We start from the raw sequence: 16216 nt of genomic DNA on the forward strand, positions 1-16216 counted from the left end.
CTTCGTTTCCTCCGCTTGAACGTTGTTAGTTGAAGTTCAGCTCGTCGGCGCCGATCTCGGCGAGATACGGCGCAAGCATCTGCGGCGTGACATCCTCGATCCGCGGCGGTGACCAGGTCGGATTGCGGTCCTTGTCGATCACGGCTGCGCGCACGCCCTCACGGAAATCGTCGCTGCGGAAGACTTCCAGGGCGGCGCGATATTCGCGCACCAGACATTCTTCCAGGCTCGACGCAGAGCGCGCCAGCCGCAGCAGTTTCAGCGTCACCACCATGCCGCGCGGCGATTTTTCGTTCAGCGTCTTCAGCGTGGCCACCGCAAACTCGGAGCCGTCGCGCTTGAGCGCCGCAAAAATGTCTTCCATGCGATCGAAGCCGAACAACGCGTCAATAACAGGCTCATTTGCGGCGACCGGCCCCGCGGTCTCGCCGGTTGCAAAGCCGTTGATGAGCTTGGTGACGTCCGCCGCAGTCGCGCCCTGACGAACCTTCGTCAGCGCCTCGCGCAGCTCAGGCCATTTGGCCGCTGGCACCACGGCGTCCGCAAACTTTGCGTGGATCGCGTCAGGACCATTCATGGTCTGGCCGGTGAGCCCGAAATAAGTGCCGATCTCGCCGGGCGAGCGCGACAGCAGCCAGGTGCCGCCGACATCAGGGAAAAAGCCGAGCCCAACCTCGGGCATCGCGAGCTTGGTGCGATCGGTGGCGACACGATGGCTGGCATGGCCGGACAGGCCGACGCCGCCGCCCATCACCAGCCCGTCCATGAACGCGACATACGGCTTCGGATACTTCGCGATCCGCGCGTTCATGACGTATTCCTGGCGCCAGAACCGCGCACCGAGGTCGCCGCCTTCGCGCGAGCTCTCCCAGAGGCCGCGAATGTCGCCGCCGGCGCAGAGGCCGCGTTCGCCAGCGCCTTCCAGGATGATCACGCTGACAGCGGGATCGATCTCGAAGCGGTCCAACGCCGAGTCGATTCCGATCGACATCTCCAGCGTCATGGCATTGATCGCCTTGGGACGGTTGAGGCGGATCACGCCCGCCGCGCCCTCGCGGCGAACGATCAGGTCGCCCTCTTGCACCGAACTCATCGCGCGCCCTCGATCAATTTGCGCGCCACGATGAGCCGCATGATTTCATTGGTGCCCTCGAGGATCTGGTGCACGCGCAGATCGCGCACGATCTTCTCGATGCCGTATTCGCTGAGGTAGCCGTAGCCGCCGTGAAGCTGCAGCGCATGGTTGGCGACCTCGAAGCCGACGTCGGTGCCAAAGCGCTTGGCCATCGCACAGAGCATGGTGGCGTCAGGATCCTTGCGGTCCAGCGCCGCCGCAGCGCGCCACAGGAAGGTGCGCGCGGCCTCGAGCTCGGTCGCCATGTCGGCGAGCTTGAATTGAAGGGCCTGGAATTCGTCGAGGCGTTTTCCAAATGCCTTGCGCTCCTTCATGTAGCTGCGCGCCTTGTCGAGCGCAGTCTGGGCACCGCCGAGCGAGCAGGCCGTGATGTTGAGGCGACCGCCGTCGAGGCCGGCCATCGCGATCTTGAAGCCAACGCCCTCTTCGCTGAGCCGGTTGGCCACCGGCACGCGAGCGTTCTCGAAGATCACGGCACGGGTCGGCTGTGCGTTCCAGCCCATCTTGCGCTCATTGGCACCGAACGAGACGCCCGGCGTCTTGCCGTCGATGACGAGCGTCGAGATGCCGCCGGGCCCGTCGCCGCCGGTCCGCACCATCGCCACCAGCAGATCGGTGCCGCCGGCGCCGGAGATGAACTGCTTCTGGCCGTTGAGGACGTAGTGATCGCCATCGCGCACGGCGCGAGTACGCAATGCCGCCGCGTCCGAGCCCGCGCCCGGCTCGGTCAGGCAATAGCTCGCGATCAGCTCCATGGTGCAGAGCTTCGGCAGCCATGTGTGGCGCTGGGTGTCGCTGCCGAAGGCATCGATCATCCAGCTCGCCATGTTGTGGATGGAGATGAAGGCCGAGGTGGTCGGGCAGCCCGTCGCCAGCGCCTCGAAGATCAGCGCCGCGTCGAACCGCGACATCGCGGATCCCCCGACATCCTCACGAATGTAGATGCCACCCATGCCGAGCGTGGCAGCTTCGCGCATCACGTCGACGGGGAAATGCTTCTCCTCGTCCCAGCGCAACGCGTGCGGCGCGATCTTGTCCGCCGCAAACGCCAACGCCATGTCGCGAACTGCGATTTGATCCTCATTCAGGGCGAACTGCATGCTGGGCTGCTCGTTTTTCTCGTCATTGCGAGCGAAGCGAAGCAATCCAGACTGTCTCCGCGGCAAGACCCTGGATTGCTTCGTCGCACCAGCGCAAAATTGCTACGCGATTTAGTCGCGGGCTCCTCGCAATGACGGCTGAGGAGATCACTTCATCGTCGGGATCGAGAACTCCGCACCTTCCTTGACGCCGGACGGCCAGCGCGAGGTCACCGTCTTGGTCTTGGTGTAGAAGCGGATCGAATCCGGGCCGTGCTGGTTGAGATCGCCAAAGCCGGACTTCTTCCAGCCGCCGAAGGTGTAATAGGCGATCGGCACCGGGATCGGCACGTTGATGCCGACCATGCCGACATTGACCCTGGCCGCGAAGTCGCGCGCGGCGTCGCCGTCGCGGGTGAAGATGGCAACGCCGTTGCCGTAGTCATGGTCGGACGGCAGCGCCAGCGCTTCCTTGTAGTCATGCGCGCGCACGACCGAGAGCACGGGCCCAAAGATCTCTTCTTTGTAGATCCGCATGTCCTTGGTGACGTTATCGAACAGCGAACCGCCGAGATAGAAGCCGTTCTCGTAGCCCTGCATCTTGAAGCCGCGGCCGTCGACGGCGAGCGTCGCGCCCTCCTTGAGGCCGATGTCGATGTAGCCCTTGACCTTCTCGACCGCCTCGCGCGTGACCAGCGGACCGTAATCGGCCGACGGATCGATCGAGGTGCCGATCTTGAGGCTCTCGACGCGCGGGATCAGCTTGTCCATGAGGCGGTCCGCGGTGGTCTTGCCGACGGGCACGGCGACCGAAACCGCCATGCAGCGCTCGCCGGCCGAGCCGTAACCGGCGCCGATCAGTGCGTCGACCGCCTGATCCATGTCGGCGTCCGGCATGATGATGGCGTGGTTCTTGGCGCCGCCGAAGCATTGGCAGCGCTTGCCGGTCTGGGCGGCGCGCTCATAGATGTACTGCGCGATCGGTGTGGAGCCGACGAATCCAACGGCCTTGATATCGGGATCATCGAGGATGGCGTCGACCGCTTCCTTGTCGCCGTTGACGACGTTGAGGATGCCGGCCGGCAGGCCCGCCTCGATCATCAGCTCGGCAAGCATCATCGGCACGCCGGGATCGCGCTCGGACGGCTTGAGGATGAACGCGTTGCCGCAGGCAATTGCGGGCGCGAATTTCCACATCGGGATCATCGCCGGAAAATTGAACGGCGTGATGCCGGCGACGACGCCGAGCGGCTGGCGCAGCGAATAGATGTCGATGCCAGGGCCGGCGCCTTCGGTGTATTCGCCCTTCAACAAATGCGGGATGCCGCAGGCGAACTCGGCGACTTCAAGACCGCGCTGGATGTCGCCCTTGGCGTCGGGCACGGTCTTGCCGTGCTCTCGCGCGAGCAACTCGGCGAGCTTGTCGTAGTCGCGCTGCACCAGCTCGACGAATTTCGTCATGACGCGGGCGCGCCGCTGCGGGTTGGTCGCAGCCCATTCGGGCTGTGCGGCGCGGGCGTTCTCGACGGCGGCGCGGACCTCGGCCTTGGACGCCAGAGCGACCTTGGCCTGGACGTCACCGGTCATGGGTTCGAAGACGTCGGCGGTGCGGCCCGAGGTGCCCTTGACCTCCTTGCCACCGATGAAATGTCCGACTGCGCGCATGGAATGAGCTCCTTAGGTCCCGGTCTGAACGCTTTGACAAATCCTATCGACCTGCATTTTATAGGATTCAAGTCTGAGATAATGCACCATAGATGTGCGAAAATGCTGGATCAAGGCGCTATCGATTGGGATGACTTCCGCTTCGTGCTGGCCATCGTGCGGGGCGGCTCGGTCTCGGCTGCGGCAAAACAGCTTGGCGTCGACCATGCCACCGTGATCCGCCGCGTCGACCGGCTCGAGAAGCATCTTTCAGCCAAGCTGTTTGACCGGCGCAAGACCGGCTATCTCCTCACCGAAGCCGGCCAGCGCGTCGCCGACAGTGCCGAGGCAATGGAATCGACCATCGTCGCCAACCAGGAACAGGTCGGCGGCTCCGTGGCGCGACTGACCGGCACGGTGCGGATCGGTGCGCCCGACGGGTTCGGCACCGCTTTCCTGGCACCGCGGCTGGCGCCCTTCGCCGACCGCTATCCTGACCTCGATCTGCAACTTGTAGCCACCGCGCGGCTGTTCAGTCTCTCCAAGCGCGAGGCCGATATCGCCATCAGCCTGACCATGCCGAAGGAAGGCCGCATCGTCGGCCGCAAGCTGCTCGATTATCGCCTCGGGCTTTATGCCGCGCCCGCCTATCTCGACCGCTTCCCGACAATCACCTCGCGTGAGGTGCTGCCACAGCACCGCTTCGTCGGCTATATCGACGAGCTGCTGTTCACACCCGAGCTCGACTATCTGCCGCAGGTGTCGCCGCGGATTTCGGCGCGCTTGCGCAGCGCCAATCTGATCGCGCAGCTCAACGCCACGCTGGCAGGCTTCGGCATCGCAGTGTTGCCTCACTTCATGGCGGCCGACTATCCGCAGCTTGTCGCGGTGCTGCCTGAGGAGATCTCGATCACGCGGACGTTCTGGATGCTGATGCACGCCGACAGCAAGGATCTCGCGCGGATTCGCGCAGTGGCGGATTACATCAGCGAGATCGTCGAGCGGGAGCGGGCGTTGTTTGCGGGGCGCACTTCGTAGGGTGGGTTAGTACTACTGAGTCAGTTGGTCGCGGCGATTTGGTCTGAGAATCAAGTATCTGTTGAGATTCATATATTGGCGCGCGGAGAGCCAGATGAGTGTCAACAATCACCGGGAAGCCGAAGAGCGTTTTGGGGCTTACGTAGACGGTCTTTCGAGCGTGATCGGTCATCCGAGACGTAGGCGACAGTTGCGCGATTATTGCACTGGGTTGGTGCTCCCCGGCGAACGCAAGAGCGTGGAACCGTTGGCGGCGCGAACGGATCCGGCGCGGACGGCTGCTCAGCACCAGTCGTTGCTGCACTTTGTGGGGAATGCATGCTGGTCCGACGAGGACGTGCTGGCGAAGGTCCGCCAGATGGTGCTGCCGGCGCTGGAGAAGGACGGGCCAATCGAGGCCTGGATCATCGACGACACCTCGTTTCCCAAGCAGGGCAAGCATTCGGTCGGCGTGCATCACCAATATTGCGGTCAACTCGGCAAGCAGGCCAACTGCCAGGTGGCGGTGTCGCTGTCGATCGCCAGTCGTACCGGCAGCCTTCCGGTCGACTACCGGCTGTACCTTCCGGAGACCTGGGCCAAGGATCGTGCACGGCGAAAGAAGGCAGGCATTCCGAAGGAGATCAAGTTCAAGACCAAGCCGGAGATCGCACTCGATCAGATACGACGGGCATGCGAGGCCAGCCTGCCGCGCGGCGTTGCCTTGATGGATGCCGCTTACGGCAGGGACGCGCGGCTGCGTGCAGGCATGTCGGAGTTGAACGTGTCTTACGTGGCCGGCATTGTGCCAACTATTTTGATGTGGGGGCCTGGCGCCGGCCCGCGGCGCATGGACAAGCCGATGAACAATACCGGCCGGCGCGACGAGCCTGAGTTGGTCACGGCCAAGACACTGGCCCTCGGTCTGCCCAAGCTTGAATGGTGCACGGTGAAGTGGCGGGAGGGCTCGGCCGAGCAGCTCACCTCGCGCTTTGCTCGTGTTCGCGTGCGTGTTGGGTCCAACAAGCTCATCCCGGAGAAATCGTCGGCGGAGTGGCTGTTGATCGAATGGCCGAAGAGCGAAGCTGAGCCGACCAGATACTGGCTCTCCACGCTGCCGGAGACCATCAGCTTCACGCGGCTCGTCGATCTGGCGAAACTGCGCTGGCGCATCGAGCGCGATTACCAGGAGCTCAAGCAAGAGGTCGGGCTGGGTCACTACGAGGGGCGCGGCTGGCGGGGCTTCCATCATCACGCGACCCTGTGCATCGCCGCTTACGGCTTCCTGGTCGCCGAGCGGGCGACGATTCCCCCCTCAGGACCTCGTTGCGCCCCGCCGCTCCCGGCACCTCGCTTACCCGACGACTATCGACCCCGCGGATCCGCCCTGGCGGCCTGAGCGCCACGTCCCAAACTCGATTGCAACTGTGCGCGCGCGCTTGATCCGGGCGCTGAGCAGAATAATCATGCGATGCCCGTGCTGTGGCGCCGTCCGTCGAGACCGCCCAAAACTCCTCTTGTGACGCAGTAAAATTAGCGAAGCGTAACCCACCATGTCGCCGCGGAAAGAGAATTGGTGGGTTACGCCAGGCGGTCTGCGCTTCGCGCAGTCCGCAGGGCTAACCCACCCTACGCATCCACCGGCGTCTCGCCTAATTCTGCTTCGGCTTCTTCGCAGCCGTCACCTTCGGCTCACGCCGCGCGCCACCCAGCGCACTGTCCTTGCCCGCCTTCAACACCTCGTCCGACAGCTCGCTGGAGCCGGCGATACGGGCCAGCAGCATGGTGCCGGCCATCGTCGCCAGCGTGGCGATCGCCTGTTTGCGCGCGGCCTTGCGCGGCAGGTTCGGGATGAAATCGGTCATCATCTCGACCATCTCGTCGAGCTTGCCGGCAAAGGCTTTTCGCGTCTTCGGGCTCTCGCGGGCAATCTCGGCGCCGAGCGCGGGGATCGAGCAACCATGGCCGGGATTGTCCCGATGCAAGGCCGAAAGATAAGTCTCCACGATCTGGGCGAGCTGCTTCTCGGGCGCGACCTGATCGGACTGCTTGCGCCAGTGCTCCATCGAACGGTCCATGCCGTAGGCAAAGGCCTCGATCACCAGCGCCTCGCGGGAATCGAAATGCGCGTAGAACCCGCCATGGGTCAGGCCCGCCTCCTTCATGAGGTCGGCGACGCCGATGCCGTGGGCGCCCTTTTCGCGCAGCCGCACGGACGCCTTCTTCACGATGCGGTCGTGAGTTTCCTGCTTGTGTTCCCGAGAATAGCGCATGCGGCTCTCATTGGATGTCGGAGGTCATCTCATAACACGGATATCGCCCGAGCGGCTCATTAATTCCCGGTAAAATTGTTGCCGATCATGGAAAAGGTTGCAGTTGCATGGACTGCGAGGGCTCCCTTGCCGTCACGGACGAAGCCTTCGGTGTAGCTGGTCTGGCGCCCCAGCTTGATGATCTTGCCTTCGGCCGAGATCAGCCCCGACCGGACCGAGAGCGGACGCAGGAAGGTCATTTTCAGGTCGAGCGTCACCGACGACCGCCCGGCCTCCAGCCGCGTCGAAATCGCACACCCCATGGCGGTGTCGAGGAGCGCGGCGGCTGTCGCCCCATGCAGGAGGCCGATGGTATTTTCGAGGTCCTCGCGCGGCTCCAGCTCCATCACGATCCGGCCCGGCTCGACCACGGCCATGATGAAACCGATCAGCTTTGCGAACGGCGGCGGCGGCAGCCGGCCGTCACGGAGCCCCAGCATGGCATCCATACCCGACAGGCCCATCGCCACCTTTGCGACCGGCGCAGGCACCTGCCAGTCCACCACGCGCTCGCGCCGTTGCGCGGGTGAAAACAGGTCGAGTTGAGCGAGTTCGGTCATGGCTATCCCTTGGTATGATGCGCATCATACTACGCTGCGGACTTTGCGCTGGCAACTCGGTCTCCTGCGCTTGACAAGCGCGAGGTTTCGGCCCGGAAGTGGTCCCGACCGACGCGCCTCGCGCCTGTCCACGAAACCTTCGAGATGCCCCGATGGAAATGCTCAACAACCACTGCGGCGTGACGCGCGATGCGCGCGGCGTCGTTCATGTCGCGATCTGCAACGCCGGCCCGCTGAATATTCTGGGCTCGCCCGTGACCGATGCGGTCCGCGAAGGCCTGCAAAAGCTCGCCACCGACCGCAGCATCCGCGTCGTCGTGCTGCGCGGCCAGAGCGAGAAGAGCATGATCGGCGGCGCCGACATCAAGGAGATGGCGAAGCTCGACCAGACATCGGCCGAAGCCTTCATCAGCCGCCTGCGTGATCTCTGCGAGGCCGTGCGCCAATTCCCAGCTCCCATGATCGCGCGCATGCCCGGCTGGTGCCTCGGCGGCGGTCTAGAGGTTGCGGCGGCCTGCGACTTCCGCATTGCCGCGCACGATGCGCATTTCGGCATGCCCGAGGTCCGCGTCGGCATTCCCTCGGTCATCCACGCAGCGCTCTTGCCGCGCCTGATCGGCTGGGCCCGCGCGCGCTGGCTGGTGATGACCGCGGAGAATATCGACGCGCTGACGGCGCTGGCCTGGGGCCTGATCGACAAGATCGCGCCGGCTGGCGGACTGGATGCCGAGATCGAGCACCTCGTGAGCGCACTGCTCGAATGCGGCCCCGAGGCGCTGCGGTCGCAGAAGGCACTGCTGCGCCAATGGGAGGAACTGCCGCTGACGGAGTCGGTGAACCTCAGCGTCAAGGTGTTCGGCGAGTCGTTTCTGACCGACGAGCCGACGCGGCTGATGCAGGCGTTTGTAAACCGGAGGCGGTAGGCCTCCTCGATTCGAACGGCCAATTCTCATCCGAATCACGACATTTTCTCATGGCGGGCGCGGTTGCATTTTTTGCGCCGCATCATATGATCATCATAATCTTACACCTCATCGCCAGGGAGTCTTGTCATGGCCGAAGCCGCCGATCCCGTCGTCATCGTCTCCGCCGCCCGAACGCCGCTCGGCCGCTTCATGGGCGAATTGTCACCGCTCGCGGCACATAAGCTCGGATCGCATGTGATCAATGCGGCGCTGGAACGCGCGAAGCTTGCGCCCGAGAAGGTCGACGAGGTGGTCATGGGCTGCGTGCTGCCGGCCGGCCAGGGCCAGGCGCCGGCCCGCCAGGCGGCGCGTAGCGCAGGCCTGCCTGACGCCACCGGCGCGACCACCGTCAACAAGGTCTGCGGCTCCGGCATGAAGGCGACCATGCTGGCGCACGACATCATCCGCGCCGGCTCGGCCGAGATCGTCGTCTCCGGCGGCATGGAGAGCATGAGCAACGCGCCCTATCTGCTCGCGAAGGCGCGCGCCGGTTATCGTGCCGGCCATGACCGCGTCATCGACCACATGATGATGGACGGCCTCGAGGATGCCTACGAGACCGGCCGCTCGATGGGCGATTTCGGCGAGGCGACCGCGGAGGCCTATCAGTTCACCCGCACGGACCAGGACGCCTACGCGATGGAGACGCTCGGTCGCGCCCGCAAGGCGGTCGAGAGCGGCGCGTTCAAGGCGGAGATCGCGCCGATCACGCTGACCGAGAAGGCCGGGCCGCGCGTGATCGCCAATGACGAGCATCCACTGAAGGTCGACCCGGCGAAGATTCCCGGATTGAAGCCGGCGTTCCGCGCCAATGGCACCATCACGCCGGCGGCCTCCTCCGCCAATGCCGATGGCGCCGCCGCGCTGGTGCTGACCAAGCGCTCGCTCGCCGATCGCAACGGCCTGCCCGCAATCGCCGAGATCAAGGGCCACGCCACGCATAGTCAGGAGCCGCAATGGTTCACCACGGCGCCGATCCCGGCGATCCGCAAGCTGCTCGACAAGGTCGGCTGGAGCGCAGGCGATGTCGATCTCTTTGAGATCAACGAGGCGTTTGCGGTCGTCGCGATGGCGGCGCAGCGCGATCTCGGCATTCCCCGCGACAAGCTCAACATCAATGGCGGCGCCTGCGCGCTCGGCCATCCCATCGGCGCCACCGGCGCGCGGCTGATCGTGACGCTGCTGCATGCGCTCGAGGCCAACAACCTCAAGCGCGGCGTCGCGGCGCTCTGCATCGGCGGCGGCGAGGCCACGGCGATCGCGGTAGAGCGTCTCGCGCGCTAGCGCAGATTGGCTGAAATTGAGGGAAGGCTGGCATTTTAGACTTTCGGGTCTTGTGCCAGACTGCAACAATGATGCGGGTCGCCCAAAACCCGCCAACCTGGATTGAGGGGCAATGATCTCGAACTGGCTTTCGGCCGCGCTCGGCCGTCGCAATATCCACTACGGCTGGGTGATGGTCGGCGTGACCTTCTTCGCCGCGCTGATCAGCGCCGGCACGGTCGGCGCGCCCGGCGTGTTCATCGTTCCGCTCCAGAAGGAATTCGGCTGGAGCACGGCCGAGATCTCCTCCGCGCTCTCGATCCGCTTCATCCTGTTCGGGCTGATGGCGCCGTTTGCCGCCGCCCTCCTCAACCGCTACGGCCTGCGCAACGTCACGCTGACGGCGCAGCTCATCGTCGTCTCCGCACTGGTGGCCTCGCTCGGCATGACGCAGGTCTGGCAACTCGTCGCGTTGTGGGGTGTGGTGATCGGCATCGGCACCGGCATGACCGCGCTGGTGCTCGGCGCCACCATCGCAACGCGCTGGTTCGCGGCGCGGCGCGGCCTCGTCGTCGGCATCCTGACCGCGAGCGTCGCCACCGGCCAGCTCGTATTCCTGCCGCTGCTGGCAAGCCTGACCGAACGTTACGGCTGGCGGCTCGCGCTTGGCTTCGTCTGCATCATGCTCGGCGTTTCTGCGGCGGCGGTCTTGCTCATCATGCGCGACCGCCCAAGCGACCTCGGCCTGCGTCCGTTCGGCGACGAAGGCACCTCGCCCGTGCCCGGCCCGCCCGTGAGCCACGGCTCGATCACGGCCGCGGCGCTCGGCACGCTGCGCGACGCCTCGAAGTCGAGTGCATTCTGGATCCTGTTTGCAACCTTCTTCGTCTGCGGCGCCTCGACCAACGGGCTCGTGCAGGTGCACCTGATCCCGATGTGCCTCGATTTCGGCATCCCGCAGGTGCAGGCCGCAAGCTTGCTCGCGGCAATGGGCATCTTCGACTTCTTCGGGACCATCATGTCGGGCTGGCTGTCGGACCGTTACGACAATCGCTTCCTGCTGTTCTGGTATTACGGCCTGCGCGGGCTCTCGCTGATCTTCCTGCCCTTCAGCGATTTCTCGTTCTACGGCCTGTCGATCTTCGCAATGTTCTACGGCCTCGACTGGATCGCGACCGTGCCGCCGACGGTGCGGCTGACCGCGCAAAAATTCGGGCCCGAACGCGCCAATCTGGTGTTCGGCTGGATATTCGCCGGCCATCAGCTCGGCGCCGGCACCGCGGCATTCGGCGCAGGCCTGTCGCGGACGTTGCTGCAAAGCTACTTGCCCGCCTTCTTCATCGCCGGCGCGCTCTGCGTGTTCGCCTCGCTGATGGTGCTGGCGCTGTCGCGGCAACCGAAGCCGCAAACGAAACCCGCGATGGCCTAGTACCTGATCGTGGTGGTGACGCCGAATATCGCGGCGTCACCAATCCGCGACACGCCGGTCGGATCGTTCGGGTTCGGGATGCCGCCCGACGGCCTGAACACATATTGGAAATAAGGCGCGATCAGCCAGCCCGGCTTGATGTGCGCCTCGTAGATCATCTCGATCAGGGCCTCGCTGCTGCGCACCGGGCTCTGGATGCCGCTGAAGTACTGGGTGTCGACATCGAGGCTTCGGGCGGCCCCCGAAATCCGCATATAGGCCAAGCCGATCCCGAAGCGATCGAGCGGTCGGCCCGGCGTAAACCCGACGAAGCCGACACCGCCATCGAGATAGAGGTCGATCAAATTGCGATCCGGCGGGCTGTAGGCGATGCGGCCGAATGCGGTGACGCCGGGGATCGAGGCCGACACGGTCTTTTCGGTTTCGGTCCCCGGCGGCCGCCACAGGGCCTGCTCGACGACGGCGTAGATTCCGTAATTGCCATTGAGCTTCGCCGGGATGCCCGATCCGGTGGGATCCGCGAGCGAAAAACCTTCCACGGTGAAGCGCTGGCTGTCGAAGTCGCCGAAATGATACCAGCCACCAGGCGTGTAGTTGCCGGCAAGCGCGCTTCCGCCGATGTCGACATGATAATCGACATGGATCTGCCCGATGACCCAGGCCGGATCGTTGACGCGAAACGCCAGACCATGATTGTCGCGCGTCTGCGGATCGCCCTCGCCGGGTGCGGCCGCGCTGCCGTTGAACACCGCACCGAACACGGTGACGTTGTCGGCGACCTGGGCCTTGACGCGAATGCCGGGCACCGCAATCGGCGGCGCCGGTCCCCCGGCCGGCAAATTGGTGGCCTTGATGGCAGGCCAGCCGAAGGTGCCGTTGATGAAGAGGTCGTCGGTCTGGCTGTCGAAGAACTCGACGTCGGCCGCTTGCTGGCCGGCGCGGATGTTCAGCCGGTCGTTGAAGAAGCTCTGCTCGAGATAGGCGTTGTAAAGCCGCTGGTCGGGCAGCGCCTCGATCTCGCTGATGGTAGCGAGGTTGTGGATGTAATTGCGCGACAGCCCGTGGCCGTAGATGATCAAGCCGTTGGCGTAGAACCGGCCGCCGGTCCAGCCGACGAGCTTGTCGAGATCGGCGTCGACCGAGAGATCGAGCCGGCCGAAATGGATGGCGCCGCGCCCGACCCCGCCCGATACATTGCCGATTTTGTCGGCGATATAGGTCGCGCCGAAATTCAGCCCCTTGTTGGCAAGCCCGTCATGCCATTCGTTGAACCATTTTGGAAACAGCCAGTCGGCCGCGCTCTCATCCTTGGCGCCGGCGAACGCGCTGGTGCTCGCGCACAATACCGCCGTGATCGCGAGCGAACATCGCAACACTCGCATGCGCTACTTCTTGAAGATGCCGGTGCGCCGCATGAACAGATAGGCAAGGCCGATCGAGCACACCATCAGCGCCGCCGCCCAGAGGAAGCCCTCGTCGACGTCGGTGAGCGGCAGGCCCTTGGTGTTCATGCCGAAGATGCCGGTGATCAGCGTCGGCGGCAGCAGCAGCGTCGTCACGATCGAGAGCGTGTGGAGGTGGCGGTTGCTCTCCTCCTCGTTCTTGAAGCGCAGCTCCTCCTCAAGCAGCCGGCTGCGCTCGCGGAGCTCCACGATGTCGTGATCGAGACCATCGAGCCGCTGGGCGAGCTTGCCGGCATGAATGCGCAAGGCCGGCGACAGATGATCGGTGTTCTTCTGGTCGAGCCGATGAAACAGCACGCGCAGGCCGGTGAGCTGGCGATGCAACCGCACGCAGGTCCGCCGCAGCCGGCCAAGGTCGCGGCGCATCTCCGGCTTCACATCATCGGCCAGAATTCGCTCCTCGATGCCGTCGACCTCCTGGCCGAGCTTGTCGGCCATCCGATCGAGGGTGTCGGCGACTTCGTCGACGATCTTTTCGAGGAGATGGGCGACGTTGTCGACGCGATAGCCGCCTTCGAGCACCCGGCGCGTCGCATCCGCCGAGCACAGCGCCTGGTGGCGGCCGGAGACCAGCAGATGCTCGGTCATGGCGAAGCGCAGGAACGCAGTCTCCTCGGTCGCGCTGTCGATATCGCGAACGAGATCGGAGAACACGCCGTAGACGCAGTGATCGATCACGTGAAGCTGCTGGAACGTGTCGTTCGACAGCAACAGATCGCGCGCCAATGGCGGCAACGTCGAGGCCGCGATCCACGGCCGCACGCGACCATCTGTCAAATTGAAATGCAGCCAGAGCCGGCCATCATGGCTGAGCTCGATCGGCTGATCGATCGGCAATGCCTCGGCGCTGCCGTCGCTGTGCAGACGGAACGCCCAGACCAGGCCGGGAATGGCCGGCGCAACATCCGACATCACGCTGGCAAGCTTTGCCGGCTCAGCCATGCTGACCCCCACATCATTGCAGCCCACGCCCCGGGGGGCCATTACTGGCCTCCTCCGGGTCCTTCACCTGCAGTCAATTACGCCTGTGTTACAGTTTGATGATGGCGCGCCGCCCTACTCCGCGGCCAGCCCCGTCGCGGCCGCGGCCTCCGCTTCCTTGACGTAGTCGTGGACGACACGGCCGAACGGCAGCGTCAGGTCGGCGATGTAGTGATGGGCGCCGATGCAGCGGCGGACCGGGAAATCCGCAACCGGGGCGTTGACATGCGGCACCAGATGCAGCCGGCCGGGACCCATCCAGGAGCCCTTCGGCACGATGTCGATCAGGTTGATCGCGACCAGCTGGCAGACCTCGAGATGGCCGTCGACGCCCGGGATCATCTTCAGATTGACTTGCGTCTTCGACAGCGTGGCGCGGGTGCGATCGCCGTTGCCGGCCATGCTCTCGTGCTTGTAGCCCATCGTCCCCATGGCAACGAGCTGGCCGGCATATTCCAGCGTGCCCGTCAGCGTGTCCTTGACGATCTCGAGTTTTGGATGGGCGTATTTCTTGGGAAAGCCCCAGATCTCGCGGCCGGCCGCGATCGGCGGATCATCGTCCAGATACATCTGCGAGACGAAGTTGACCTCCTCGCCGTGCAGCCGCGCCGGGATCACGAGACCGGATTCGGTGTAGCTGCCGAAGCCGGACGAGTCCGGCATCTTGATCCATTCATAATGCACGATCGGTTGCTCGATCGGCTCCAGCGGCTCAGGCAGGCCGGCGCGGATCAAGTCCGGATCGGTCTCGTAGGTGATGACAAGGAATTCGCGGTTGACGAAGCGGTACGGTCCGGCCGGATAGCTCGGCCCGGCGGCCGGCATGGACGGAAGCCTCAGCACGTCTTCCCTGCGCATCGCGGATCTCCTGTGTGATGTCTGTGATGTCGGCGCGGCCACATCTCGCCCGATGCAAATCGCTAGCCGTCCTCGTTGACTGCGATGTGAAGGATTTCCGTCAGCCGCACGACCTTCCGCCATTCTCGCTACGGTTCGCCTGCATGCAGAGGATGCATCGGCGCCGAATTTGTCATCACGCCGTCACCGCCGGACGCAATCGTCCGGGAAAGGCAGGAGGCATCACCATGGACGCCCGCACGTCGCAACCGACCCATCAGACCCATCAGCCTCCTGCGCGGGGCTGGCGCCCTGAGCGGTGCGACCGTGTCGCGCTGGTCTTGCAGGGCGGCGGCGCGCTCGGCGCCTACCAGGCCGGCGTCTACCAGGCGCTGCACGAGGCCGGCATCGAGCCCGACTGGGTCACCGGCGTCTCGATCGGCGCGATCAACTCCTCCATCATTGCCGGCAACAAGCCGGAGAAGCGGCTCGAGGCCTTGCGCATCTTCTGGGAGCGCATTACCAACCGCAAGATCTGGCACTACACGCCGGATGGCGACATCTTCCGCCAATGGCGCAACCTCTACAGCTCCTGGATGACGTCCGCGATGGGCCAGCCGGGCTTCTTCACCCCGCATCAGGTCAATCCCTGGCTCAGCCCGGTCGGCGCCCGGACCGCGACGAGCTATTACGACACGGCTGCACTTAAGGCGACCCTGCTCGAGCTCGTTGATTTCGACCTCATCAACGAGAAGAAGATCCGCTTCGCGGTCGGCGCGGTCAACGTGCTCTCAGGCAACTTCATCTATTTCGACAACGCCCATGACGAGATCGAACCGGAGCACATCATGGCCTCCGGCGCCCTGCCCCCGGCACTGCCGATGGTGCGGATCGGCACCGATCATTTCTGGGACGGCGGCATCGTCTCCAACACGCCGCTGCAGCATCTGCTGGACCAGGAGGACGCGCTCAATTCGCTGGTGTTCCAGGTCGACCTGTTCAGCGCGCGTGGCGTGCTGCCGCGATCGATCCAGGACGTGATGGCCCGCCACAAGGACATCATGTATTCCTCGCGCACCCGCCACAACACCGACGTCTATCGCCGCACCCATAATCTCAAGGTGCTGCTCTACAAGGCGCTTGCAAAGATCCCGGACGAGCAATTGTCCGAGGAGGATCGTAGCCTCAAGGCTAGCCTGCGCAACATGCCGGAGATCGCGATCCTGCATCTGATCTACCAGCAGAAGGCCTATGAGGGCGACGCCAAGGACCACGAGTTCTCAGGCACCTCGATGCGCGAGCACTGGACCTCTGGCTACGAGGACACCAAGCGAACGCTGAAGCGTCGCGACTGGATCAAGATGCCGGAGGAAGGCATGGGGCTCGTGGTGCACGACGTGCACCGGGAGACGGAGAGCGCGTAGTTCTATCCTGCTCGTCATTGCGAGCGAAGCAATCGCAAGTAGCACGCGGCTACCTCCAGGTCGTCATTGCGAGTTGGGACCAGCATTGAGGGGCTGACGCGCGCTGG

Annotated in this window: 14 protein-coding genes; 6 read left to right on the forward strand and 8 right to left on the reverse strand. The window is 64.5% G+C overall.

What is annotated here, in order from left to right:
* Positions 1-25: 25 nt before the first annotated feature.
* The 3 genes from JJC00_RS23550 to JJC00_RS23560 form a co-directional block, all read right to left on the reverse strand.
* Positions 26-1093, reverse strand: coding sequence for an enoyl-CoA hydratase/isomerase family protein (locus JJC00_RS23550; protein ID WP_200468301.1), 1068 nt, complete (start codon positions 1091-1093; stop codon positions 26-28).
* Positions 1090-2235: an isobutyryl-CoA dehydrogenase gene (locus JJC00_RS23555; protein WP_200468302.1), complete on the reverse strand. Its 1146-nt coding sequence runs from the start codon at positions 2233-2235 to the stop codon at positions 1090-1092. Before JJC00_RS23555 ends, JJC00_RS23550 begins: the two co-directional genes overlap by 4 nt.
* A 147-nt stretch (positions 2236-2382) precedes the next feature.
* Positions 2383-3879 carry a CoA-acylating methylmalonate-semialdehyde dehydrogenase gene (locus tag JJC00_RS23560; protein ID WP_200468303.1) on the reverse strand — a complete coding sequence of 499 codons (1497 nt, stop codon included), beginning with the start codon at positions 3877-3879 and terminating at the stop codon, positions 2383-2385.
* A 102-nt stretch (positions 3880-3981) separates the two neighbouring features.
* On the opposite strand from JJC00_RS23560, the gene JJC00_RS23565 reads away from it, so the two are divergent.
* Complete coding sequence (locus JJC00_RS23565) at positions 3982-4896, forward strand: LysR family transcriptional regulator (protein WP_200468304.1); 915 nt, start codon at positions 3982-3984, stop codon at positions 4894-4896.
* Between the two features lie 94 nt (positions 4897-4990).
* Entirely contained in the window at positions 4991-6274 is a 1284-nt protein-coding gene (locus tag JJC00_RS23570) for an IS701 family transposase (protein WP_200468305.1), read from the forward strand.
* A 253-nt stretch (positions 6275-6527) separates the two neighbouring features.
* On the opposite strand, the gene JJC00_RS23575 is transcribed toward JJC00_RS23570, so the two are convergent.
* Together JJC00_RS23575 and JJC00_RS23580 are read right to left on the reverse strand one after the other, a co-directional pair.
* The gene (locus JJC00_RS23575; protein WP_200468306.1) at positions 6528-7148 is read right to left on the reverse strand and encodes a TetR/AcrR family transcriptional regulator; all 621 of its coding nucleotides are present in this window, start codon (positions 7146-7148) and stop codon (positions 6528-6530) included.
* Between the two features lie 59 nt (positions 7149-7207).
* Complete coding sequence (locus JJC00_RS23580; RefSeq protein ID WP_200468307.1) at positions 7208-7747, reverse strand: PaaI family thioesterase; 540 nt, start codon at positions 7745-7747, stop codon at positions 7208-7210.
* Between the two features lie 152 nt (positions 7748-7899).
* Here JJC00_RS23580 and JJC00_RS23585 point away from each other — a divergent pair, with 152 nt between their 5' ends.
* The 3 genes from JJC00_RS23585 to JJC00_RS23595 all read left to right on the forward strand — a co-directional run bounded on the left by JJC00_RS23585 (position 7900) and on the right by JJC00_RS23595 (position 11404).
* Entirely contained in the window at positions 7900-8670 is a 771-nt protein-coding gene (locus JJC00_RS23585) for an enoyl-CoA hydratase (protein ID WP_200468308.1), read from the forward strand.
* Positions 8671-8799: 129 nt separating this feature from the next.
* The gene (locus tag JJC00_RS23590) at positions 8800-9996 is read left to right on the forward strand and encodes an acetyl-CoA C-acyltransferase (protein WP_200468309.1); all 1197 of its coding nucleotides are present in this window, start codon (positions 8800-8802) and stop codon (positions 9994-9996) included.
* A gap of 112 nt (positions 9997-10108) precedes the next feature.
* Positions 10109-11404: an MFS transporter gene (locus JJC00_RS23595; RefSeq protein ID WP_200468310.1), complete on the forward strand. Its 1296-nt coding sequence runs from the start codon at positions 10109-10111 to the stop codon at positions 11402-11404.
* On the opposite strand, the gene JJC00_RS23600 is transcribed toward JJC00_RS23595, so the two are convergent.
* The 3 genes from JJC00_RS23600 to JJC00_RS23610 form a co-directional block, all read right to left on the reverse strand.
* Positions 11401-12786 (reverse strand): carbohydrate porin, encoded by a 1386-nt coding sequence (locus JJC00_RS23600; protein ID WP_200468311.1) that lies wholly within the window; start codon positions 12784-12786, stop codon positions 11401-11403. The genes JJC00_RS23595 and JJC00_RS23600 overlap by 4 nt on opposite strands.
* Positions 12787-12789: 3 nt before the next feature.
* Positions 12790-13809 carry a transporter gene (locus tag JJC00_RS23605; RefSeq protein ID WP_200468312.1) on the reverse strand — a complete coding sequence of 340 codons (1020 nt, stop codon included), beginning with the start codon at positions 13807-13809 and terminating at the stop codon, positions 12790-12792.
* A 114-nt stretch (positions 13810-13923) separates the two neighbouring features.
* Positions 13924-14706 carry an acetoacetate decarboxylase gene (locus JJC00_RS23610; protein WP_200468313.1) on the reverse strand — a complete coding sequence of 261 codons (783 nt, stop codon included), beginning with the start codon at positions 14704-14706 and terminating at the stop codon, positions 13924-13926.
* Positions 14707-14933: 227 nt separating this feature from the next.
* Here JJC00_RS23610 and JJC00_RS23615 point away from each other — a divergent pair, with 227 nt between their 5' ends.
* Complete coding sequence (locus JJC00_RS23615; RefSeq protein WP_200468314.1) at positions 14934-16109, forward strand: patatin-like phospholipase family protein; 1176 nt, start codon at positions 14934-14936, stop codon at positions 16107-16109.
* Positions 16110-16216 lie beyond the last annotated feature (107 nt).

Origin of the sequence: Bradyrhizobium diazoefficiens, assembly GCF_016616885.1 — a bacterium.
GTDB lineage: Bacteria > Pseudomonadota > Alphaproteobacteria > Rhizobiales > Xanthobacteraceae > Bradyrhizobium > Bradyrhizobium diazoefficiens_F.